At 66.9% G+C, this 21,951-nt stretch carries 25 protein-coding genes; 19 read left to right on the top strand and 6 right to left on the bottom strand.

Annotated elements, in window-relative coordinates; all coding sequences use genetic code 11:
* Positions 1 to 23 precede the first annotated feature (23 nt).
* The 10 genes from folE (at position 24) to G6N42_RS19450 (ending at position 7,367) form a co-directional block, all read left to right on the top strand.
* Positions 24 to 632 carry a GTP cyclohydrolase I FolE gene (gene folE / locus G6N42_RS19495; RefSeq protein WP_163731619.1) on the top strand — a complete coding sequence of 203 codons (609 nt, stop codon included), beginning with the start codon at positions 24 to 26 and terminating at the stop codon, positions 630 to 632.
* Positions 629 to 1,444, top strand: a complete 816-nt coding sequence (gene folP / locus G6N42_RS19490; RefSeq protein WP_163731616.1) for a dihydropteroate synthase — start codon at positions 629 to 631, stop codon at positions 1,442 to 1,444. Before folE ends, folP begins: the two co-directional genes overlap by 4 nt.
* On the top strand, positions 1,437 to 1,817 hold the full coding sequence (gene folB, locus G6N42_RS19485; RefSeq protein WP_163731614.1) for a dihydroneopterin aldolase: 381 nt from the start codon (positions 1,437 to 1,439) through the stop codon (positions 1,815 to 1,817). The genes folP and folB overlap by 8 nt, the downstream gene beginning before the upstream one ends.
* Entirely contained in the window at positions 1,814 to 2,326 is a 513-nt protein-coding gene (gene folK / locus G6N42_RS19480; RefSeq protein WP_163731611.1) for a 2-amino-4-hydroxy-6-hydroxymethyldihydropteridine diphosphokinase, read from the top strand. The genes folB and folK overlap by 4 nt, the downstream gene beginning before the upstream one ends.
* Positions 2,326 to 2,802, top strand: a complete 477-nt coding sequence (locus G6N42_RS19475) for a DUF3180 domain-containing protein (RefSeq protein ID WP_163731608.1) — start codon at positions 2,326 to 2,328, stop codon at positions 2,800 to 2,802. The genes folK and G6N42_RS19475 overlap by 1 nt, the downstream gene beginning before the upstream one ends.
* Positions 2,803 to 2,877: 75 nt before the next feature.
* A complete protein-coding gene (locus tag G6N42_RS19470) occupies positions 2,878 to 4,200 on the top strand; it encodes a DUF6779 domain-containing protein (protein WP_163731605.1) in 1,323 nt (440 codons plus the stop codon).
* An 88-nt stretch (positions 4,201 to 4,288) separates the two neighbouring features.
* On the top strand, positions 4,289 to 5,209 hold the full coding sequence (locus tag G6N42_RS19465) for a Rossmann-like and DUF2520 domain-containing protein (RefSeq protein WP_163737824.1): 921 nt from the start codon (positions 4,289 to 4,291) through the stop codon (positions 5,207 to 5,209).
* Positions 5,206 to 6,141, top strand: coding sequence for a pantoate--beta-alanine ligase (panC, locus tag G6N42_RS19460; RefSeq protein ID WP_410506635.1), 936 nt, complete (start codon positions 5,206 to 5,208; stop codon positions 6,139 to 6,141). The genes G6N42_RS19465 and panC overlap by 4 nt, the downstream gene beginning before the upstream one ends.
* On the top strand, positions 6,141 to 6,548 hold the full coding sequence (panD, locus tag G6N42_RS19455) for an aspartate 1-decarboxylase (RefSeq protein ID WP_163731602.1): 408 nt from the start codon (positions 6,141 to 6,143) through the stop codon (positions 6,546 to 6,548). Before panC ends, panD begins: the two co-directional genes overlap by 1 nt.
* Before the next feature lie 3 nt (positions 6,549 to 6,551).
* On the top strand, positions 6,552 to 7,367 hold the full coding sequence (locus G6N42_RS19450) for a type III pantothenate kinase (protein WP_163731599.1): 816 nt from the start codon (positions 6,552 to 6,554) through the stop codon (positions 7,365 to 7,367).
* An 8-nt stretch (positions 7,368 to 7,375) separates the two neighbouring features.
* Here the strand turns inward: G6N42_RS19450 and G6N42_RS19445 are convergent, their stop codons facing one another.
* Positions 7,376 to 8,638 carry an alanine racemase gene (locus tag G6N42_RS19445; protein WP_163731596.1) on the bottom strand — a complete coding sequence of 421 codons (1,263 nt, stop codon included), beginning with the start codon at positions 8,636 to 8,638 and terminating at the stop codon, positions 7,376 to 7,378.
* Between the two features lie 23 nt (positions 8,639 to 8,661).
* On the opposite strand from G6N42_RS19445, the gene lysS reads away from it, so the two are divergent.
* The 6 genes from lysS to G6N42_RS19415 all read left to right on the top strand — a co-directional run bounded on the left by lysS (position 8,662) and on the right by G6N42_RS19415 (position 15,299).
* Complete coding sequence (gene lysS, locus G6N42_RS19440) at positions 8,662 to 10,170, top strand: lysine--tRNA ligase (protein ID WP_163731594.1); 1,509 nt, start codon at positions 8,662 to 8,664, stop codon at positions 10,168 to 10,170.
* A 134-nt stretch (positions 10,171 to 10,304) separates the two neighbouring features.
* On the top strand, positions 10,305 to 10,646 hold the full coding sequence (gene lsr2 / locus G6N42_RS19435) for a histone-like nucleoid-structuring protein Lsr2 (protein ID WP_083126208.1): 342 nt from the start codon (positions 10,305 to 10,307) through the stop codon (positions 10,644 to 10,646).
* Between the two features lie 265 nt (positions 10,647 to 10,911).
* Positions 10,912 to 13,455: an ATP-dependent protease ATP-binding subunit ClpC gene (gene clpC1, locus G6N42_RS19430; protein WP_163731591.1), complete on the top strand. Its 2,544-nt coding sequence runs from the start codon at positions 10,912 to 10,914 to the stop codon at positions 13,453 to 13,455.
* A 251-nt stretch (positions 13,456 to 13,706) separates the two neighbouring features.
* Positions 13,707 to 13,922 (top strand): CbtB domain-containing protein, encoded by a 216-nt coding sequence (locus G6N42_RS19425; protein WP_163731589.1) that lies wholly within the window; start codon positions 13,707 to 13,709, stop codon positions 13,920 to 13,922.
* Between the two features lie 22 nt (positions 13,923 to 13,944).
* Positions 13,945 to 14,751 carry a CbtA family protein gene (locus G6N42_RS19420; RefSeq protein ID WP_163731586.1) on the top strand — a complete coding sequence of 269 codons (807 nt, stop codon included), beginning with the start codon at positions 13,945 to 13,947 and terminating at the stop codon, positions 14,749 to 14,751.
* A complete protein-coding gene (locus tag G6N42_RS19415) occupies positions 14,748 to 15,299 on the top strand; it encodes a histidine phosphatase family protein (protein ID WP_163731583.1) in 552 nt (183 codons plus the stop codon). Before G6N42_RS19420 ends, G6N42_RS19415 begins: the two co-directional genes overlap by 4 nt.
* Here G6N42_RS19415 and G6N42_RS19410 read toward each other — a convergent pair.
* Positions 15,296 to 16,669: a serine hydrolase gene (locus G6N42_RS19410; RefSeq protein ID WP_163731580.1), complete on the bottom strand. Its 1,374-nt coding sequence runs from the start codon at positions 16,667 to 16,669 to the stop codon at positions 15,296 to 15,298. The two genes, G6N42_RS19415 and G6N42_RS19410, sit on opposite strands and share 4 nt — an antisense overlap.
* Positions 16,641 to 16,961 carry a mycobilin-forming heme oxygenase MhuD gene (gene mhuD, locus G6N42_RS19405; RefSeq protein ID WP_163731576.1) on the bottom strand — a complete coding sequence of 107 codons (321 nt, stop codon included), beginning with the start codon at positions 16,959 to 16,961 and terminating at the stop codon, positions 16,641 to 16,643. Before mhuD ends, G6N42_RS19410 begins: the two co-directional genes overlap by 29 nt.
* Positions 16,962 to 16,986: 25 nt before the next feature.
* Between mhuD and G6N42_RS19400 the strand changes: the two genes are divergently transcribed.
* Positions 16,987 to 17,757 carry an alpha/beta fold hydrolase gene (locus G6N42_RS19400; protein ID WP_163731572.1) on the top strand — a complete coding sequence of 257 codons (771 nt, stop codon included), beginning with the start codon at positions 16,987 to 16,989 and terminating at the stop codon, positions 17,755 to 17,757.
* Here the strand turns inward: G6N42_RS19400 and G6N42_RS19395 are convergent.
* Positions 17,731 to 17,985, bottom strand: coding sequence for a hypothetical protein (locus G6N42_RS19395; RefSeq protein ID WP_163731569.1), 255 nt, complete (start codon positions 17,983 to 17,985; stop codon positions 17,731 to 17,733). The genes G6N42_RS19400 and G6N42_RS19395 overlap by 27 nt on opposite strands.
* Positions 17,986 to 18,056: 71 nt before the next feature.
* On the opposite strand from G6N42_RS19395, the gene G6N42_RS19390 reads away from it, so the two are divergent.
* Positions 18,057 to 19,043: a helix-turn-helix domain-containing protein gene (locus G6N42_RS19390; protein WP_163731566.1), complete on the top strand. Its 987-nt coding sequence runs from the start codon at positions 18,057 to 18,059 to the stop codon at positions 19,041 to 19,043.
* Between the two features lie 2 nt (positions 19,044 to 19,045).
* On the opposite strand, the gene G6N42_RS19385 is transcribed toward G6N42_RS19390, so the two are convergent.
* A complete protein-coding gene (locus G6N42_RS19385; protein ID WP_163731563.1) occupies positions 19,046 to 20,404 on the bottom strand; it encodes a bifunctional lipase/adenylate cyclase LipJ in 1,359 nt (452 codons plus the stop codon).
* A 13-nt stretch (positions 20,405 to 20,417) separates the two neighbouring features.
* Positions 20,418 to 21,287: an A/G-specific adenine glycosylase gene (locus tag G6N42_RS19380; protein ID WP_163731560.1), complete on the bottom strand. Its 870-nt coding sequence runs from the start codon at positions 21,285 to 21,287 to the stop codon at positions 20,418 to 20,420.
* On the opposite strand from G6N42_RS19380, the gene G6N42_RS19375 reads away from it, so the two are divergent.
* Complete coding sequence (locus tag G6N42_RS19375; protein WP_163731557.1) at positions 21,286 to 21,906, top strand: carbonic anhydrase; 621 nt, start codon at positions 21,286 to 21,288, stop codon at positions 21,904 to 21,906. The genes G6N42_RS19380 and G6N42_RS19375 overlap by 2 nt on opposite strands.
* Positions 21,907 to 21,951 lie beyond the last annotated feature (45 nt).

Genomic DNA, 21,951 nt, shown 5'->3' with positions numbered 1-21,951 from the left:
CCACGGGCTCATAGGAGGCTTCAATGACGCAGTCCCACAACAACTCTGTCAAATTCAAACCGGTTGAATTCGACCAGTCACGTGCGGAAGCTGCCGTGCGTGAGTTGCTGATCGCGGTGGGCGAAGACCCTGATCGGCACGGTCTGGAAGACACGCCGGCCCGGGTGGCGCGCGCATACAAGGAGTTGTTCGCCGGTCTCTACACTGACCCGGACACGGTGCTGGACACCACCTTTGACGAACAACACGATGAACTGGTGATAGTCAAACAGATACCGATGTACTCCACCTGCGAGCACCATCTGGTGTCGTTTCACGGCGTGGCCCACGTGGGCTACATTCCCGGCGAGGACGGTCGGGTCACCGGGCTGTCGAAAATCGCACGGCTGGTTGATCTCTACGCCAAGCGGCCGCAGGTGCAGGAACGGTTGACCGCGCAGATCGCCGACGCGCTGATGCGCAAGCTGAGCCCTCGCGGAGCCATTGTCGTCGTCGAGGCCGAGCACCTCTGCATGGCGATGCGCGGCGTCCGCAAGCCCGGCGCCATCACCACCACGTCGGCGGTGCGCGGACAGTTCAAGACCGACAGCGCATCCAGGTCCGAAGCACTGGATCTCATCCTGCGGAAGTGAATCCACCGGTGCGGGTCATGGGGGTCGTGAACGTCACCGACGACTCCTTCTCCGACGGCGGGTTGTTCCTCGACCGGGACCGGGCCGTCGCCCACGGTCTTGCACTGGCGGCCGAAGGCGCAGCGATCGTCGACGTCGGCGGTGAGTCGACGCGGCCGGGGGCCACCCGCATCGATCCGGAGGTCGAAACGGCGCGCGTGGTGCCTGTGATCAAAGAGCTTGCCGGACAAGGTCTTACCGTCAGTATCGACACGATGCATGCAGCGGTGGCGCAGGCCGCGCTGGAGAACGGCGCGCAGATCGTCAACGACGTGTCCGGCGGCCGGGCCGACCCTGCCATGGCCCCCCTGCTGGCCGACGCGAAAGTGCCCTGGGTGCTGATGCATTGGCGCTCGGTCGGGTCTGCCCGACCGCATGACGTGCCCGCCTACGGCGACGTCGTCGCCGAGGTTCGTGACGAACTGATGGCCAGTGTCGACGCCGCGGTGGCCGCAGGGGTGGATCCCGCGAACGTGATCATCGATCCCGGACTCGGTTTCGCCAAGACCGCAGAACACAATTGGGCGCTGCTGCGAGCGCTGCCCGAGTTCGTCGGCACCGGGGTGCCCGTGCTGGTCGGCGCATCCCGCAAGCGCTTCCTCGGCTCGTTGCTCGCCGGTCCGGACGGTGTGCCACGCCCACCCGACGGCAGGGAAACCGCGACGGCGGTGATCTCCGCGCTTGCCGGCCTGTACGGCGCATGGGGGGTGCGGGTGCACGACGTGCGGGCGTCCGTCGACGCGGTCAAGGTGCTGGAGGCCTGGCATGGCTGATCGAATCGAGCTGCGCGGGTTGACCGTTCGTGGTCACCACGGAGTGTTCGAGCACGAGCGCCGCGACGGCCAGGACTTCGTCGTCGACATCACCGTCTGGGTGGACCTCGCTGCCGCGGCGGTGAGCGACGATCTTGCCGACACCCTTGATTACGGGGCGCTGGCGCAGCGCGCCGCCGACATCGTCGCCGGGCCGCCGCGCAACCTGATCGAGACCGTCGCCGGAGAGATCGCCGATGGCGTGATGTCCGACGAACGGGTGCACGCCGTCGAGGTGGTGGTGCACAAGCCGGCCGCACCGATCCCGCTGGACTTCGCCGATGTGGCGGTGGTGGCCCGCCGGTCGCGGCGCGGCGAGCGGGGCAACCCGTGACCTCAGTCGTGTTGTCCATCGGGTCGAACCTGGGTGACAGGCTCGCGCGACTGCAGTCGGTGGTCGACGGACTCGACGGCGCGGTGCGCGCGGTGTCACCGGTGTACGAAACCGATCCGTGGGGCGGCGTCGAACAGGGAGCGTTCCTCAACGCGGTGGTGATCGCGGACGATCCCGCCCTGGACGCCCGCGCGTGGTTGCGTCGCGCGCAGGAATTCGAACGCGCCGCCGACCGGATCCGCGACGAACGTTGGGGCCCCCGCACTCTCGACGTCGACCTGGTCATGTGTAGCGACGGCGGTCGCGAGATCACGTCGGCGGATGACGAGCTGACGTTGCCGCACCCGCTGGCGCACGAGCGAGCGTTTGTGCTCGTACCGTGGCTCGCCGTCGATCCCGCAGCCGTCCTGACCGTTGCGGGCGAACGGCGGTCCGTCGAGAAACTGATCACCGAACTCGACCCCGCCGACCGCGACGGGGTGCGGTTGACCGACTCGGCGCTGAGCTGATGGGCCCCACCCGCAAGCGCGACCTCACCGCCGCGACCGTGATTGCTGCGGTGGTGGCCTACCTGCTCGTGCTCCTGCTGTACCGGTTCTTTCCGCCCATCACCCTGCTGTCCGGGGTGTCGTTGCTGCTGGTCGCGGCCGCGGAGGCGGGCTGGGCCTGGTACGTGAGGTCCAAGATCAACGAGGGGCACATCGGAGACGGCCCCGGTTGGCTTCATCCCCTTGCCGTCGCCCGATCCGTGTCCATCGCCAAGGCCTCGGCGTGGGTGGGCGCGGTGGTGCTCGGCTGGTGGCTGGGCGTGCTCGCGTACCTGTTGCCACGGCGCTCGACTTTGCGAGTCGCGGGCGAGGACACCGCGGGCGCGGTGGTCGCCGCTGTGTGTGCCCTGGCGCTGGTGGCTGCCGCGCTGTGGCTGCAGCATTGCTGCAAGTCTCCGCCGGAACCGCCCGACAACCCTGACGGCGCAACGGAGTAACCGGTTTCGAGGCGTACCAGCCGAATCGCCGGAGAGGTCGACACGCTGAGTGACCTGTGGCGGTACAGTCGCCCCATGACCGAACCGGCACGCAGCGCCAGGCCTCGGCGCAGCACGCGCCGACCGGGTTGGGTGCTGCTGACGGTGTTGCTGGTGCTGGCGATTGGGTCCAGTTCGGCCCTCGTCTTCACCGATCGGGTGGAGTTGCTGAAACTCGCCGTCATTCTGGCGCTCTGGGCCGCGGTGGTGGCGGCCTTCGTATCGGTCATCTACCGCAGACAGAGCGATATCGACCAGGCCAAGGTCCGTGACCTCAAGCTCGTCTACGACTTGCAGCTCGATCGTGAGATCTCCGCGCGCCGAGAGTACGAGCTTTCGGTGGAGACGCAACTGCGCCGCGAGCTGGTCTCCGAAATTCGCGCGCAGGCCGCCGACGAGGTCGCGGGTCTTCGGGCTGAACTGGCCGCGTTGCGCGCCAACCTCGAGATCCTGTTCGACGCCGACCTGTCGCATCGGCCCGCGCTCGAACACGACCGATCCACCGCCCGGTCCTTCGACTGGTCGCCCACCCCCGAGACCGCGGGCCGGGTCACCGCCAGCCGCATCGACACCGAGGATCGCGACGACGCCGAGTTCCACACCGATGAGAGCCCGATCATCGACGTACCGGAGGAACCGCATCCCCCCGAGGACGAATGGGTGCCGCCCGCGAGTCCGGGTGGCGCGCATCGCCGGGGTGCGGAAGCTGACCGGGAGAGCCGCCGGTACGCGCCGACGCCACCGGTGCCGCCGCCCACGGACAACGAACGCACCACCCAATTCACTTGGCCGACAGCACAGGAGCCCCCGAAGCCGCCAGAGCCTGTCCAGGCGCCGCCACCACCGCCGCCGGCCCCCGAACCCACGCCCGTATCCGGATGGCGGCCCGCGCCTGCCGAGGGACGGTGGAGTCCGCCAGGGACACCGGGCAGCAACTGGGTGTCGCCGACACCTCCACCGCCGCCGACGCCCCCGCCGCCGACCGCGACGCCGCCTCCGGCGGAACAACAGCCCGCCGATGACGGCGCCCCCGGCGAGTACGTCGGCCGACGGCGTTCACCCGCACCCGACGCTGCGCATTCGCAGCCCGCAATGTCGACTCCGCCGCCGGAGTTGCCGCGGCGCGGCAAGCATTCGGCTCCGCCGGAGGCAGGCGACCCCGGCAGGCCTGCGCCGTCACCGGCCCTGGCCGCCGAATCCTCTGAGCCGCCGCCCCAGGCCGAGCCCGAGCCGCCGACGTCGCGACGTCACCGCAGCTCCGACGACGAAGCGACCGGCGGACAGTCGGTGGCCGACCTGCTCGCGCGGTTGCAAGCGACCCCGTCCGGGGGCGGCCGTCGCCGGCGCCGCGACGAGTGAGTTAGGCTTCCTTGACCGTCCGGTACCCGCATGGCAGGACCGGAACGACGAACTCTCTACATTCAGCGAGGTCGACTTCATGGACTTCATGGGGACCCCCTCTGACGGATTCCGCCCTGCGCGGCTCACGATCGGCGTCATTTCCGCTGGTCGAGTGGGTACTGCGCTCGGCGTTGCCTTGGAGCGGGCCGAGCATGTCGTCGTCGCGTGCAGCGCCATATCGCACGCGTCACGCGAGCGGGCGCAGCGTCGGCTCCCTGACACCGCAGTGCTGCCGGTCGATGAGGTCGCCGGCCGGGCCGAACTCCTTCTGCTGGCGGTGCCCGACGCGGCACTGCCGGGACTGATCTCCGGGCTCGCGGCCACGGGAGCGGTACGTCCGGGCACGATCGTCGCGCACACGTCGGGGGCCAACGGGATCGGCGTGCTGGCGCCGCTGACCGCACAGGATTGCATTCCGCTGGCCATTCACCCGGCCATGACGTTCACCGGAGGCGACGAAGACATCGCGCGCCTGTCCGAGGCATGCTTCGGGGTCACCGCGGCCGACGAGATCGGCTACGCGATCGCCCAGTCGCTGGTGCTGGAGATCGGCGGCGAACCGTTCCGCATCCGTGAAGACGCCCGGACGCTGTACCACGCAGCGCTGGCGCATGCGAGCAATCACCTTGTCACCGTGGTGCTCGACGCGGTCGAGGCGCTGCGCTCCGCATTGTGGGGCCAGGAACTGCTCGGGCAGGAGATCGTCGGCGAGGCACCCGGCGGTATCGCCGAGCGGGTCGTCGGTCCGCTGGCGCGCGCGTCGCTGGAGAACGCGCTGGTGCGCGGCCAGGGCGCCCTGACCGGCCCGGTGGCGCGTGGTGACGCCGAAGCGGTCGCCGGTCATCTGGAGGCGCTGACAGAAGTGGATCCTCAACTCGCACAGGCATATCGGGCGAACTCGCTGCGTACCGCGCAGCGTGCTCATGCCCCCGACGAGGTGTTCGCCGTGCTTGGAGATGTCCGATGATCACCACCCCCAAGCCGCAATTCAACGCGGGCGAACTGAACATCTACTCATCGCCGCGGGACGTCTCAGACGTCACCAGGGCACTTCGAGCGACCGGCCGTAGGATCATGCTGGTTCCGACGATGGGCGCGCTGCACGAGGGCCACCTCACGCTGATCCGCTCTGCCAAACGAGTCCAGGGTGCGGTCGTGGTGGTGTCGATCTTCGTGAACCCGTTGCAGTTCGGCGCGAATGAGGACCTCGACGCGTACCCGCGCACCGTCGAAACCGACCTCGCCGCGCTGCGCGACGAACGCGTGGACATCGTCTTCACGCCCACGGCGGCAGACATGTACCCCGACGGTATGCGCACCACCGTTCACCCGGGCCCGCTCGGCGCCGAACTCGAAGGGGCAGCGCGACCAACACATTTCGCCGGTGTGCTCACCGTCGTACTCAAACTTCTCAACATCGTCCACCCGGACCGTGCCTTCTTCGGTGAGAAGGACTACCAGCAGCTGACGCTGATCCGCCAGATGGCCATGGACCTAGACGTCGGCACACAAATCGTCGGTGTACCGATCGTTCGCGAACCCGACGGTCTGGCGATGTCGTCTCGCAACCGCTACCTCGACGACGTCGAACGAGAACAGGCAGGGGCACTTTCGTCGGCGCTGCTCGCCGGCATGTACGCGGCCGGTGAGGGGGCGACCGCCGCACTGGACGCGGCCCGCGCCGTGCTCGAAGAGGTGCCCGCCATCGACCTGGACTACCTGGAGGTGCGCGACCCGATGATGGGGCCGGCACCGTCGGTGGGTATGGCACGCATGCTGGTCGCGGGCCGGCTCGGACGAACCCGACTTCTGGACAACATTGCCATCGACATCGGACTGCCATCGGGCCCCGGTCCGAGCGTCGAGTACGACGAACACGAATTACCTTGGAGGAATTGATGTTACGAACAATGCTGAAATCCAAGATCCACCGGGCGACCGTGACACAAGCCGATCTGCACTACGTCGGCTCGGTTACCATCGACGCCGACCTGATGGATGCCGCCGACCTGCTCGAAGGCGAGCAGGTGACGATCGTGGACATCGACAACGGAGCACGTCTGGTGACCTATGCGATCACGGGTGAGCGCGGCACCGGAGTGATCGGGATCAACGGCGCAGCAGCACATCTGGTGCATCCGGGCGATCTGGTGATCCTGATCGCATACGGCACGATGGAGGACGCCGAAGCGCGCCGTTATCAGCCGCGGGTGGTCTTTGTCGACGCCGACAACAAGCAGATCGATCTCGGTCATGACGCCGCTTATGTGCCGGCCGATGCGGCCGAGCTGATGTCGCCGCGGTAAATCGTGCTGCTCGCTATCGACGTTCGCAACACCCACACCGTCGTCGGACTGGTGTCGGGTTCTGGCGATCATGCAAAAGTGGTGCACCACTGGCGGATACGCACCGAATCCGAGGTGACCGCCGACGAGCTGGCGCTGACGATCGACGGACTGATCGGCGACGACGCCGAGCAGCTCACCGGCGCCGCCGGATTGTCCACGGTGCCATCGGTATTGCACGAGGTGCGCCTGATGCTCGAACAGTACTGGCCCTCGGTGCCGCACGTGCTCATCGAGCCGGGTGTGCGCACCGGCGTCCCGCTGTTGGTGGACAACCCCAAGGAGGTCGGTGCCGACCGTATCGTCAACTGCCTGTCCGCCTTCCACAAGTACGGCACCGCGTCGATCGTCGTCGACTTCGGCTCCTCGATCTGCGTGGACGTCGTCTCGGCCAAGGGGGAGTTCCTCGGCGGCGCCATCGCGCCCGGCGTGCAGGTGTCATCCGATGCGGCGGCGGAACGCTCGGCGGCGCTTCGGCGCGTCGAGCTGACCCGGCCGCGGTCGGTCGTCGGGAAGAACACCGTTGAGTGCATGCAGGCCGGCGCGGTGTTCGGATTCGCGGGCCTGGTGGACGGATTGGTCAATCGCATCCGCGCCGATGTCGACGGGTTCGGCGGCGACGACGTCACCGTGGTGGCCACCGGGCACGGAGCACCCCTGGTGCTGCCCGATCTGCACACCGTCGAGCATTACGACCAGTACCTGACCCTCGACGGACTGCGCCTGGTGTTCGAGCGTAACCGCGACAGTCAGCGGGGCCGGCTCAAGCAGGCGCGCTAGCCAGCCGCTTAGAAGAACGTACGGATCAGGTCGACGACGCGACCGCCCTCGTCGAGCACGGGGATCATCGGCCATTTGTCGAAAACCGTGCAGGGATGGCTGATTCCGAACTCCACCCAGTCGCCGACCTCCACCTCGTCGTCGCCGAGTCGCAGGTACGCGTGCTGGTCGTTGAGCTTGGTCACGTGTGCCGTCGTCAAACCGTAGGGCACGGGTAGCTCCTGGTCGAAGGACACGTCGCGGCGGCCCATCGTCAGCACCGCCAGGTCCGGTTCTGGCCGCGACATCACCTGCGACCACACCCGCAGCGCCGGTCGCAGTCCCTCCCGCAGCGGAGACGTGCGTCGGTACAGGCCGTCGTCGTGCGTCAGATAGCACCCGCTACGCAGGATCGTGCGCACGCTCACATCGGCGGGCCATTCGGTGAGCGCGTCGGCGACCGCGTCGAAGTACGTGCTGCCGCCCGCCGTCGCCAGGATTCGATCGGTTTCGAAGATCGGCGCCAGCCGCAGCACCGCCGCGCGAACGTCGGCCAGATACGAACGGACCGCCGCCACCGCCGCGGGCGTCACGTCATGTCCGAGTGCCGCCTCGTAGCCGGCCACGCCGATCAGCCGCAGCCGAGGGGATGCGGCGACGGCACGGGCCACCGCGTCGACGCCGTCCGCGACTCGGCACCCGGTGCGTCCGCCCGGCATGCCCACCTCGACGCAGACATCCACCGGCCGTTCCGCGCCCGCCGCCGTCAGCGCCGCGGTCATCAGCTCCACGCCGCGGACCGAGTCGACCCAGCACACCAGACCGAAGTCGGCATCGGCGTCGAGTTCGGCGGCCAGCCATCGCAGCGCAGCCGCGTCGACCAACTCATTGGCGAGCACGACATCGCGCACGCCGAACGCACGGAAGATCCGGACCTGGCTAACGGTGGCGGCCGTGACCGCGCACGCACCCGCCTCGAACTGGCGTGCCAGCAGCTGAGGGGACATATGCGTCTTCCCGTGCGGCGCCAGCTCGACCCCGCGCTTTCTGCACCACTGCGCCATCGTGACGAGGTTCTCCGAAAGGGCGTCCGCGAGCAGCACACAGACCGGGCCGACGGCACTGCCGGCCGAGCCGGCGATCCCACCACTGTCATCGAACAGACGAGGTGACGCTGCGCACACGTCGGCGGGCGTGCGACCCCACCACGACGCAGGCAGGCCCTTGAACCGCCAGTCCAGTGGCTCCAGGGCCAGAGCCGCGACGGCCGCTGCGTTGATGGGCGCGCTCATGAGTTGATTTAAGCTGGCCAGTCGTGACCGCACCTGATCCGCCCGAAGCCGACATCCCTGAGCAGTACCGGATCCGCCAGGGCAAGCGGGAGCGTCTGCTGGCCGAGGGGCGCGAGCCGTACCCGGTCGAGGTCCACCGCACCCACACGCTCGCCGAGATCCGCGAGACCTATCCCGACCTGGAGGCCAACGCCGAGACCGGCCTCGTCGTCGGCGTCGCGGGCCGGGTCATGTTCGCCCGCAATTCCGGAAAGCTGTGTTTCGCCTCGTTGCAAGAGGGCGACGGCACGCAACTGCAGGTCATGATCAGCCTCGACAAGGTCGGGCAGGAGTTGCTGGACGCGTGGAAGTCCGACGTCGACCTGGGCGACATTGTCTTCGCGCACGGCGAGGTGATCAGCTCGCGGCGCGGAGAACTATCCGTGCTTGCCGATTCTTGGCAAATTGTCTCCAAGGCATTGCGTCCACTTCCAGTTGCGCACAAAGAGATGAGCGAAGAGTCGCGAGTGCGGCAGCGCTATGTGGATTTGATCGTGCGCCCTGAGGCCCGCACCATCGCACGCCAGCGGGTCGCCGTAGTCCGAGCGGTGCGGTCGGCGCTGGAACGACGCGGTTTTCTCGAGGTCGAGACCCCGATGCTGCAGACGCTGGCAGGCGGCGCGGCGGCCCGGCCGTTCGTGACCCACTCCAATGCGCTCGATGCGGATCTCTACCTTCGTATCGCACCGGAGCTTTTCCTGAAGCGTTGCCTCGTGGGCGGATTCGAGCGGGTCTTCGAGTTGAATCGCGTGTTCCGAAACGAAGGCGCGGATTGGACGCATTCACCGGAATTCGCAATGCTCGAGACATATCAGGCGTACGGCACGTACGACGATTCCGCGGTCGTCACCAGGGAGATAATTCAGGAGGTCGCCGACGAGGCGATCGGCACCAGAAAGGTCCCATTGCCTGATGGCAGTGTCTACGATCTCGACGGGGAATGGCCGTCAATACAAATGTATCCGTCGCTCTCGGAAGCACTTGGTGAAGAGATCACTCCGGATACACCTGCCGAAAACTTATGGGCCATCGCCGACAGACTCGATGTCGAGATTCCACGGGACCGTGGTTACGGCCACGGAAAATTGGTCGAGGAGTTGTGGGAACACACCGTAGGAAACACCCTGTGGGCGCCCACTTTCGTGAGGGACTTCCCCGTAGAGACGACGCCGCTGACGCGCGCGCATCGCAGCATCGACGGAGTCACCGAGAAATGGGACCTGTACGTGCGGCGCATCGAGCTGGCGACCGGCTACTCCGAACTCATCGACCCGGTTATCCAACGCGAAAGGTTCGAAGCTCAGGCGCGTGCAGCCGCCGCCGGTGACGACGAGGCAATGGCGCTCGACGAGGATTTCCTCGCGGCCCTGGAGTACGCGATGCCACCCTCGACTGGCACTGGAATGGGCATCGATCGATTGTTGATGGCTTTGACGGGACTGTCGATTCGGGAGACAGTTCTGTTCCCGATAGTTCGACGTCAAGGCACGTGATCTAAGCCGAACTTGCCGGATTTCCGACCTTCCCCGACATTGTTGAATGGGGTGTCTTAATATGGCACATTGGGTCGGGGGATCAAGACTTATCAATTCATGAAGGTTGCTCCCGAGAAGGGCAGAGTGGGCAAATGGCGAAAAAAGTGACCGTCACGCTGGTCGATGATTTCGACGGCGAAGGCGGAGCTGATGAGACAGTTGAATTCGGGCTCGACGGCGTCAGCTACGAGATCGACCTTTCTTCGAAGAATGCCACCAAGCTGCGCAATGACCTCAAGCAATGGGTCGAGGCCGGACGCCGGGTCGGCGGCCGTCGCCGCGGACGTTCGGCAGGGTCGGGCCGCGGCCGGGCGGCGATCGACCGGGAGCAGAGCGCCGCGATTCGGGACTGGGCCCGCCGCAACGGACACAATGTGTCCACTCGCGGGCGAATTCCAGCCGACGTCATCGACGCGTTCCATGCGGCAACGTAAATAACTCGCGCCTCCGAATACTCGCGCGTTCGCTGGCCGCGAACCCCGCAGGAGAGTTCTGCGGAAACAATCACGCCGCCCGGACGTTGACACCAATGGCACCACGGATCAGCCGCCTCGCCCACTGACGGCGCCCCTGTTCCGCTAAGAGCAGACCGGGAGGCGGGGCGGGCTGGTCCGCCGCCCATTAGAGTGGACGGCAGGTGCGGTGCACTTCGTCAAGTGCAGAGCGCCGAGTCTATTGATGGAGAGCAGGTAACCACCGATGTTCGAGAGATTCACCGACCGCGCCCGCAGGGTCGTCGTCCTGGCTCAAGAAGAGGCCCGGATGCTCAACCACAACTACATCGGAACCGAGCACATCCTCCTTGGGCTCATTCATGAGGGGGAAGGCGTAGCCGCCAAGTCGCTGGAGTCGCTGGGGATTTCGCTCGAGGGCGTGCGCAGCCAGGTCGAGGAGATCATCGGCCAGGGCCAGCAGGCGCCGTCCGGCCACATTCCGTTCACTCCCCGCGCCAAGAAGGTGCTGGAACTGTCGCTGCGCGAGGCGTTGCAGCTCGGTCACAACTACATCGGCACCGAGCACATCCTGCTCGGGCTGATTCGCGAGGGCGAAGGCGTCGCCGCCCAGGTGCTGGTGAAACTCGGCGCCGAGCTGACCCGGGTACGCCAGCAGGTGATCCAGCTGCTGAGCGGATACCAGGGCAAGGAGACCGCGGAAGCCGGTACCGGCGGCCGCGGCGGCGAGGCGGGCAACCCGTCGACGTCGCTGGTGCTCGACCAGTTCGGCCGCAACCTCACCGCCGCCGCAATGGAAGGCAAGCTCGATCCGGTCATCGGCCGTGAGAAGGAAATCGAGCGGGTCATGCAGGTGCTGAGCCGCCGCACCAAGAACAACCCGGTGTTGATCGGCGAGCCCGGCGTCGGCAAGACCGCCGTCGTCGAGGGGCTGGCGCAGGCCATCGTGCACGGCGAGGTTCCCGAGACGCTGAAGGACAAGCAGCTCTACACGCTTGACCTGGGCTCGCTGGTCGCAGGCAGCCGCTACCGCGGTGATTTCGAGGAACGCCTCAAGAAGGTGCTCAAGGAGATCAACACCCGCGGCGACATCATCCTGTTCATCGACGAGCTGCACACGCTCGTGGGTGCGGGTGCCGCCGAGGGCGCCATCGACGCCGCATCGATCCTGAAGCCGAAACTGGCCCGCGGCGAGCTGCAGACCATCGGCGCCACCACCCTCGACGAGTACCGCAAGTACATCGAGAAGGACGCCGCCCTGGAGCGCCGCTTCCAGCCGGTCCAGGTGGGCGAGCCGACGGTCGAGCACACCATCGAGATCCTCAAGGGACTGCGCGATCGCTATGAGGCGCACCACCGGGTTTCGATCACCGACCCCGCGATCGTGGCCGCGGCCACCCTGGCCGACCGCTACATCAACGACCGGTTCCTGCCGGACAAGGCGATCGACCTGATCGACGAGGCAGGCGCGCGCATGCGCATCCGCCGGATGACCGCTCCGCCGGACCTTCGCGAGTTCGACGAGAAGATCGCCGACGCGCGTCGCGAGAAGGAGTCCGCGATCGACGCGCAGGACTTCGAGAAGGCCGCCAGCCTGCGCGACAAGGAGAAGCAGCTCGTCGCACAGCGTGCTGAGCGTGAAAAGCAGTGGCGCTCAGGTGATCTCGATGTCGTCGCCGAGGTCGACGACGAGCAGATCGCCGAGGTGCTCGGCAACTGGACCGGCATCCCCGTGTTCAAGCTGACCGAGGAGGAGACCACTCGGCTGCTGCGCATGGAAGAGGAGCTGCACAAGCGGATCATCGGCCAGGAGGACGCCGTCAAGGCTGTCTCCAAGGCGATCCGGCGTACCCGCGCGGGTCTGAAGGATCCCAAGCGGCCGTCGGGCTCGTTCATCTTCGCCGGCCCGTCCGGTGTGGGTAAGACCGAGCTGTCCAAGGCGCTGGCCAACTTCCTGTTCGGCGACGACGACGCGCTCATCCAGATCGACATGGGTGAGTTCCACGACCGGTTCACCGCGTCGCGGCTGTTCGGTGCGCCCCCGGGGTATGTCGGCTACGAGGAGGGCGGCCAGCTCACCGAGAAGGTGCGCCGCAAGCCGTTCAGCGTCGTGCTGTTCGACGAGATCGAGAAGGCCCACCAGGAGATCTACAACAGCCTCCTGCAGGTCCTCGAGGACGGCCGTCTCACCGACGGTCAGGGTCGCACGGTGGACTTCAAGAACACCGTGCTGATCTTCACCTCGAACCTCGGCACGTCCGACATCAGCAAGGCCGTCGGGCTCGGCTTCACCCAGGGTGGCGGCGAGAACAACTACGAGCGGATGAAGCAGAAGGTCAACGACGAGCTGAAGAAGCACTTCCGCCCGGAGTTCCTCAACCGCATCGACGACATCATCGTCTTCCACCAGTTGACTCGCGACGAGATCATCCAGATGGTCGACCTGATGATCGGCCGGGTGGAAAAGCAGCTCAAGGGCAAGGACATGGCCATGGAGCTGTCGGACAAGGCGAAGTCGCTGCTGGCCAAGCGCGGGTTCGATCCCGTGCTCGGCGCGCGGCCGCTGCGCCGAACAATTCAGCGCGAGATCGAGGACCAGCTGTCCGAGAAGATCCTCTTCGAGGAGGTTGGTCCCGGCCAGCTCGTCATGGTCGACGTCGACAACTGGGACGGCGAAGGCGCGGGCGAGGACGCGGTCTTCACCTTCAAGGGCATCAAGAAGCCGGCGAAGGTCGAGGAGACCCCGGACCTGGCTCAGGCCGGCGCCGCGGGCGCGACGAGCGTCGAGTAAACGCCAACGACACGAAGGCCCCGAAACCATGCGGTTTCGGGGCCTTTGTGTTGCGAATGGATGACCGGACGTCCGAACGCTGGACCGTTTGCTTAGGATGCTGATGTAATCGACGGGCGAAGGAATCTGGTGAGAATCCAGAACGGTCGCGCCACTGTGAAGTCAGACCCGACGTCCGTCGTCAACACCTTTTGTACATGCACGGCTCGCCGTGCGGAAGCTGGGACGCGAAATCCCGGGAAGGACCTGACATGACATCTCCTGAGGCCCGCAAGAGTATTGCGACGCCCCTCGACTTCTCCGCCACCAAGGCGGCAGTCTGGCTGACCCTCACGGCATTTTTCGCGCTGCTGGCCATCTACTTCATCGGGATGGACCAGGGCGCCACATCGGTGTTCGGAAACAACACCATGGTTCACGAATTCGTGCACGACGCGCGACATCTGCTCGGCTTCCCCTGCCACTGACGCGCAGAGGAGCCCACACACAATGGAAAAGCAGATCATTTGGCGTGGCTTGCTGGCCGGCGCCGCCGCGGGAGTGCTGTCGTTCATCTTCGCCCGGATCTTCATCGAGCCGGTGATCGACCGGGCCATCGGGTACGAGGACGGCATCGGTGCCGCCCACGAGGCGCTCAGCGGCGCCGCGGGCGGACATGACCATGGCGGCGGCGACGGCGGATTCGAAGGCTTTACCCGCGCCGTGCAGATGAACATCGGGATGGGACTGGGAGTGCTGCTCTACAGCGTCGCCATCGGTGCCTTGTTCGCCGTCGTGTTCGCGGTCGCCTACGGCCGGGTCGGCAACATCTCGGCGCGGCTGTTGTCGCTGTACGTCGCGGGTGGCATGTTGCTGAGCGTCTTCATCGTGCCCGCGCTGAAATACCCGCCGAGCCCGCCCGCGCTCAGCCTCGACGAGACGCTTCGTCAGCGCACGCTGCTGTACCTGCTGATGGTGGTGCTGTCCGCGGCGCTCCTGGTCGCGGCGGTATACCTGGGCCGACGGCTCAACGAGAAGCTCGGTGCCTGGAACGCGACGTTGGCGGCCGCCGGTTCGTACATCGCGGCGTCCGCGATCGTGATGCTCGTGCTGCCGACCATCGACGAGACCCCCGGACCGCTGCTCGACGACGCGGGCAACATCGTCTATGAAGGCTTCCCCGCCGACCTGCTCTACGACTTCCGGTTGTTCTCGCTGGGGAACCAGCTGGTCATCTACCTGACGATCGGTTTGGTCTTCGGTACGATGGCGGCGAAGCTGCTCGGCGACAAGCGACGGGACACCGTTTCGGTGTGAGCGAGGTCGTCCGGCTGACCCTCGTATCGCACGCCATGACCGATGCGATGGCAGCCGGGCGGTTCGCCACCGACGAGCCATTGAACGCTGTCGGTCATCGCCAGGTCGACTCCTCGATCGAACTCGGCGTCTCCGAGCGGGCCTACTGCGGACCCGAGAAGCGGACGCGGCAGACCGCGGAATTGCTTGGCCTGCAGGCGGGCATCGACACCCGGCTGGCGGATCTGGACTGCGGGCGCTGGCGTGGTGACGTCCTCGGCCGGGTCGATGCGGCGGATCTCGCGATTTGGCTGACGGACCCGACACGCGCGCCGCACGGTGGCGAGTCCGTCGTCGACCTGATCGACCGCGTCAAGGGCTGGATGGACTCACTGACGGCCGATCGGGCCCGGCTGGTCGCGGTCACGCATCCATCCGTGATCCGCGCAGCCATCGTGATCGCTCTGGACGCGCCGCCGAAGTCGTTCTGGCGCATCGACATTGCACCGGCGAGCCGGACGGTCCTGCACTTCCGCGGACACGCGTGGAACCTGCGGTCGAACAACTAGTTCATCGGGACCAGGTCGAAAGTCTTGTGCGCGACCGACAACAGCCAGCCCGCGGCGGTCTGACTGCGAAAGCGGGGCCAGTTCATCTGGAAGCTGACCACCCAGGGCTGGCCGGTGCGGTCGACGGCGTACCAGCTGAATGTCAGATCGCCGGGCAGGTTTCCGCCTTTGGCGCCGATATAGGGCCACTTCGACTCGTCCAGCGAAATCCCGGGAACAGCGGAGAGGATCTCCCGTACCGGGGCGGCTTCACCGACCGCGGCGGTCTGCAGAGCGGCATGTACGCGGCAGATGTCGGCGGCGCTGCCGTACCATTCGGCGCCGTATTCGGATGCCGGAGTGCCGGTACGGACTGGGTCTGGTTGGAACGGGCGGGAATTCGTCTGCTCGAGCAGCTGCGCGCGGACCTGCGGAGAGGCCTGCTTCCATTGCTCGCGAAGGTCGGGCTGACCCCAGCCGATCGAGAACAGCTCGTGCATGGTCGGAAACGGTGTCATGCTCGCCGGGTCGTGATGACCCGCGGTGACGAGCGCGCGCTCGACAGCACCGGGGCCGAGGCGCGCGATCAGCAGGTCGGTCGCCATGTTGTCACTCGCCGAGATCATCTCCTGCGCGGCCTTGCGCACCGACACCTGCGCACCGGGTGCGAGCTCCTGAAGCCCTGCGGATCCGACGGCCTTGGCCTCTTTGGTGATGGTGAGCGGGTCGGTCCATTCGACCGTGCCCGCCGTGACGGCTTCCGCAACCGCAAGCAGGACATACAGTTTGAAGATCGACGCCAGCGGTAGCGAGAGATCGACGTTCGTGCCTGCGACCGTCGTGCATCTCCCGACCGTCCCGTCTGGGACGACCTTCGAGACCTGGTAGGAATACCGCGCGCCCGTCTTCGACAGTTCGGTGTCGATGTCCTGCCACGTGTTGATCTGGGGTTCTTCGAGTGACACCTCGAACCGGTCGACGAGTCCTGCATCATTGGTGCGTAGCGAAATGTCTTGTGCGACACCGTATGACGTCAGCACGTGCAGGGTTGCCTGCCCAGCGCCGATGTCGATCCCCGCGACGGTGATCGGGCGGTCCAACCACAGGTTGCCCATGGCCGATGTCACCCCGTTGACCTGTTCAGGGGCAGCCAGTGTGCGCACCCCGACCGTGCCGATGGGCCACTCGGAGTTGAGCATGTCGATGGTCTGTTTGGCGCGCAGACCCTGGGGGGTGTTGACCTCGATGGGCACGCCATAGGTCGCGTCGGCCGCGGGGACCGGCGCCGAGCTGTTGGTACAGCCGCATGCCAGCGTGACGACCAGCGCGACGGCCGACAGCCGACCCGTCGCGCGGCGCGCTCTACTTGCTGCCAGCAACGTCCAGGACAACCTCGAACTCCAGCAGCGAAGCGCCGGTGGCCACGGGGTTGGCGGCCTGTCCCTTGTGTGCCTCGATGGCCGGGCCCGACGCCCACGCCTGAAATGCCTCTTCGGACTCCCACTGCGTCACCACGAAGTAGCGGTCCTCGCCCTTGATCGGGCGCAGCAGCTGAAACCCGAGGAAACCGGGCTGGTTGTCGACGGCGTGCGCGCGGTGCGCGAATCGCTTCTCCAGCTCAGGGCCGGCGTCGGGTGGTACCTCGATTGCGTTGATCTTCACCACGGTGTTTGGGGCGGACATGTCGATCAGGTTACCGTGCGCTCCCATGGCCCCCGACCTGCTGACGCCCCGAGGAGGAGCCGGCGAGCCGCTGGTCCTCGTACACGGCCTGATGGGCCGGGGCAGCACGTGGTCGCGACAGCTGCCGTGGCTGACCGGGCTGGGTCGGGTGTACACCTACGACGCGCCGTGGCACCGCGGTCGTGATGTCGACGATCCGTATCCGATCAGCACCGAGCGGTTCGTCGCCGACCTCGGTGACGCCGTCGCCACGCTGGGCGCCCCGGCCGTCATGGTCGGACATTCGATGGGCGCGCTGCACTCGTGGTGTCTGGCGGCGAGCCGGCCCGAATTGGTACGTGCGCTCGTCGTGGAGGACATGGCTCCGGACTTCCGGGGCCGCACGACTGGCCCGTGGGAACCGTGGCTGCATGCGCTGCCGGTCGAATTCAACACGGCGCAAAGGGTTTACGACGAGTTCGGAACCGTCGCTGGGCAGTACTTCCTCGAGGCGTTCGACAAGACCGATACCGGTTGGCGGCTGCACGGGCATACGAAGACCTGGATCGAGATCGCCGCCGAGTGGGGCACCCGCGACTACTGGCAGCAGTGGTCGATGGTGCGGGCGCCCTCGCTGCTGTTGGAGGCCGGCAATTCCGTCACGCCGCCGGGCCAGATGCGCACGATGGCGGAATCCGGCTACCGGACGACGTATCTGCACGTGCCCGGCGCCGGCCACCTGATCCACGACGATGCGCCGCAGATCTATCGAGACGCGGTCGAGTCGTTTCTAGCGACCCTCGCTCAGCGACCCTGACGAGGGCCAGAACGGCTGCTGCTCGAAGCGCGTGCGCACGGCATCGGCGTCGTGGCCGATGCGGAAGGCGTCGCGGTCGTCCTCGAAGTACCGACCCGTCATTGGACCGGCCATCCGGAACTGGTCAAGCCGAAGCCGCAGTGAACCGGAGCGATGAGCCGCCCAGCTGAGGGCCACTGCCACCGCCAGGGGGGCGATCAGGATGAGGAAGGTGAGTGCAGTGGTCATGGCAGTAATACTCCGCTCACAAATATCCCGCCAACAGTGGCAGGAAGGACACCTTAGGATAAAATGCTGCCATGGCAATAAAGAGCGTATCGGCGCTGGTGCTGGACGGTCTAGCGATTTTCGAGTTCGGCGTCATCTGCGAGGTCTTCGGCATCGACCGCTCCGCGGACGGCGTGCCCAACTTCGATTTCAAGGTCTGCGGGCCGGAACCCGGCAAGCCGCTGCGGACCTCGGTCGGCGCGACGATCACCCCCGACCACGGCCTTGACGACCTCGTCGGAGCGGACCTGGTGGCCATTCCCGCGATCGGCGGATCGGACTACCTACCCGCGGCGCTGGAGGCGGTGAAAGCTGCCGCCGACTCCGGGTCGATCATCCTCACGGTGTGCTCGGGCGCGTTCGTCGCGGGCGCCGCGGGGCTGCTCGATGGCCGGCCTTGCACCACGCACTGGATGCACGCCGACGACCTGGCCCGCCAGTATCCGACCGCGAAAGTCGATCGCAATGTGCTGTTCGTCGATGACGGCAACCTGATCACCAGCGCGGGGACAGCGGCGGGTATCGACGCGTGTCTGCATCTGGTTCGCCGCGAACTCGGCAGCGAGGTCACGAACAAGATCGCGCGCCGGATGGTGGTGCCACCGCAGCGCGACGGCGGCCAACGGCAGTACATCGATCAACCGATCCCGGTGCGATGCTCGGAACGCTTTGCGCCGCAACTCGACTGGATCCTGGGCAACCTCGACCAGCCGCACACGGTCGCCAGCCTTGCCGCCCGTGCGCACATGTCGGCGCGCACATTCGCGCGCAGGTTCGTCGAGGAAACCGGCCGCACGCCGATGCAGTGGGTCACCGATCAGCGCGTGCTCTACGCCCGCACACTGCTCGAAGAGTCCGATCTCGACATCGACCGGATCGCCGAGCGATCCGGCTTCGGCACCGCGACGCTCCTTCGGCACCACTTCCGCCGGATCATCGGCGTCACACCGTCGGACTACCGGCGCAGGTTCTGCTGCACCGACAGCGATTCCGACGACGAGGAAGCGGCCACCGCCTGACGCTATTCGCGCACCAGCGCGTAGACCCGCCATCGGCCGGGCACGCCCTTGAGATCATGCTCGCCTCGGTCGTCGAAACTCAGCCGTGATCCCGTCACGATGTCGCGCACCGTAGAGGACACCAGCACCTCGCTGGCGCCCGCCAGACCCGACACCCGGGCCCCGATGTGCACCGCCATCCCGGCGATGTCGTCACCGCGCACCTCGACCTCCCCCGCATGGACGCCCACCCGCACCTCGATGCCGAGTTGACGCACCGCGTCGACAACCGCGGACGCGCACTGGATGGCCGCACTGGGGCTGGGGAACATGGCGACGAAGCCGTCGCCGACGGTGTTGACCTCGATGCCCCGGAACCGCTCGAGCTCACGACGGACGACGGTGTCGTGGTTGTCGAGCAGGGCGTGCCACCGGTCGTCGCCGAGCGCGGCCGCACGCTGAGTCGACCCGACGATGTCGGTGAACACGATGGTGGTCAGGACGCGTTCGAATTCGGCACCGCGGCGCGAACCCGTGACGAACTCTTCGATCTCGTCGAGGATCGGCGAGCTGTCGCCGACCCAGTACAGCGAGTCCGCGCCCGGCAACTCGACATAGCGGGCGTCCGCGATGTGCTCGGCCAGATATCGGCCGTGGCCGACCGGAACAAAGGCGGTATCCCTGCGATGCAGCACCAGCGTCGGCGCCGTGATGTGCGGCAGCCTGTCCCGCACGTCGCCTTCCGCCAGCGCCTGGCTGGACCTGCGGGCCATGCTGGGTGACGCCGCCCGGTTGCCCGCGGCGTCCCACCAGGTCCGGAATGCGATGTCGTCGGCCACCGACGGCGCCAGCAGGGCCAGGACGTCGAATCCCCGCTCGACGGCATCGGGTTCGACGGCAACGGTGGTGAACGGGCTCGCCGCTGTCGCGCGCGATCCCGGCTCGTAATCGGGCGCCCACAGCGCTCTCGCCGAACCGTTGACGATGACCAACTTCGATACCCGCGCCGGGCGATCACCGGCCAGAAAAAGTGCACTCATCGCGGAGAACCCGGTCGCGAACACCGTGGCCTGCTCCGAGCCGACGGCATCCATGACGGCGACGACGTCTTCGGCCCAGCAGGCCGGGGTGATCTTGTCGGCGCCGATGCGCGACGACATGCCCATGCCGCGGTGGTCGAACCTGATCAGCCTGCAAAACGACGACAGTCGCCGGTGAAAGCGGTACATCGAGGGTTCGGCGTCAATGGAGTCGATCGGGACGAAGGGGCCGGGCATGGCGACGACGTCGATGGGACCATCGCCGAGTACCTGGTATGCGATGTCCAAGTCGCCGCGCGATGCGTAGCGAGTCCGCGGCGCCCCCGAACCGGTCACAGCCACAGCACCAGGCTAACTAGTCGCCTTCCCCGGCAAGTGCGAAACGCCCGTCTGCGGTCTGCTCGACCAGCCCGTCGACCAGCAGCGAATCCAGTGCGCGATCCCGTTGCGCGGTGTCAGTCAGCCACGCCATGTCGAGCTGGGCCCTGGGGACCGGAGAGTCGTTGCCGCGCAACACATCCAGCAACCGACCGCGCACTTGGCGGTCGGTTCCGGCGTAACGCTGTACGCGGCGCACCGGCGCCGCCGCCTCCGGATAACCTCTCGAGCGCCACGCGCAGACAGTCAACGGGCACAGCCCGCACCGGGGTGCGCGCGCCGTGCACACCGTCGCTCCGAGTTCCATCAAGGCCACCGAAAACGTTGGCGCGTCGGCACTGTCGGGCAGCAGCGCCGCGACGTCGTCGAGATCGCGAACCGAAGACGGGGAGTCTGCGCGTCCGTGCACCACCCTGGCCACCACCCGGCGCACGTTGGTGTCCACGACGGGCACCCGCTTGCGGTAGGCGAAGCAGGCAATCGCCCTTGCGGTGTACGTGCCGACGCCGGGAAGGGTCAACAACGTCTCGATGTCCGACGGCACGACGTCGTCGTGCTCGGTGGCGATCACCGTCGCGCACTCGTGCAGCCGCTTGGCGCGGCGCGGATAGCCGAGCTTTCCCCACGCGCGCAGCACGTCGGCCGCGCTCGCGGCCGCGGTCGCCGACGGGGTCGGCCAGCGCTCGATCCACGCCAGCCAGATCGGCTCGACCCGCGCGACCGGCGTCTGCTGAAGCATGAATTCGCTGACCAGAATCTGCCACGGCGAGACGCCAGATCGCCGCCACGGCAGATCGCGCTGCTCGGTGCGGTACCAATCGAGCAGCTGGGGCACAATGTCGGTCATGCCCAACACCAGCCCAGTGACCGCGTGGAAAGCACTCAAAGAGGGTAACGAGCGGTTCGTCGCGGGTAAGCCTGAGCACCCGAGCCAGGGAATCGAATACCGAGCGAGCCTGACCGCCGCGCAGAAGCCGATCGCCGCCTTGTTCGGCTGCGGCGACAGCCGGGTGGCCGCCGAGATCATCTTCGACCAGGGCCTCGGGGACATGTTCGTCGTACGCACCGCCGGTCATGTCATCGATTCGGCGGTGCTCGGCTCGATCGAATTCGCGGTCACCGTGCTCAATGTGCCGCTGATCGTCGTCCTCGGTCACGACAGCTGCGGTGCGGTGAAGGCGACACTGTCGGCGCTCGACGACGGTGTGGTGCCCGGCGGTTACGTGCGTGACATCGTCGAACGGGTGATGCCGTCGATCCTGGCGGGCCGTCGTGAGGGACTGAGCCGGGTCGACGAGTTCGAGGCCCGGCACGTCACGGAGACGGGCGCGCAACTGATGGCGCGATCGACCGCCATCGCCGAACGCATCGACGCGGGCAGCTTGGCGATCGTCGGCCTGACCTATCAGCTGGCCGACGGCCGCGTGGTTTTGCGGGACCATATCGGCGACATCGGCGAAAGCTGAGTCGAGGCTCACTCGCGACACGCCGGGCGACCTCGGACGAACAGG

This window comes from Mycobacterium gallinarum, assembly GCF_010726765.1.
GTDB classification, from domain to species: Bacteria; Actinomycetota; Actinomycetes; order Mycobacteriales; family Mycobacteriaceae; genus Mycobacterium; species Mycobacterium gallinarum.
This window is presented reverse-complemented; position numbering and strand designations above follow the sequence as displayed.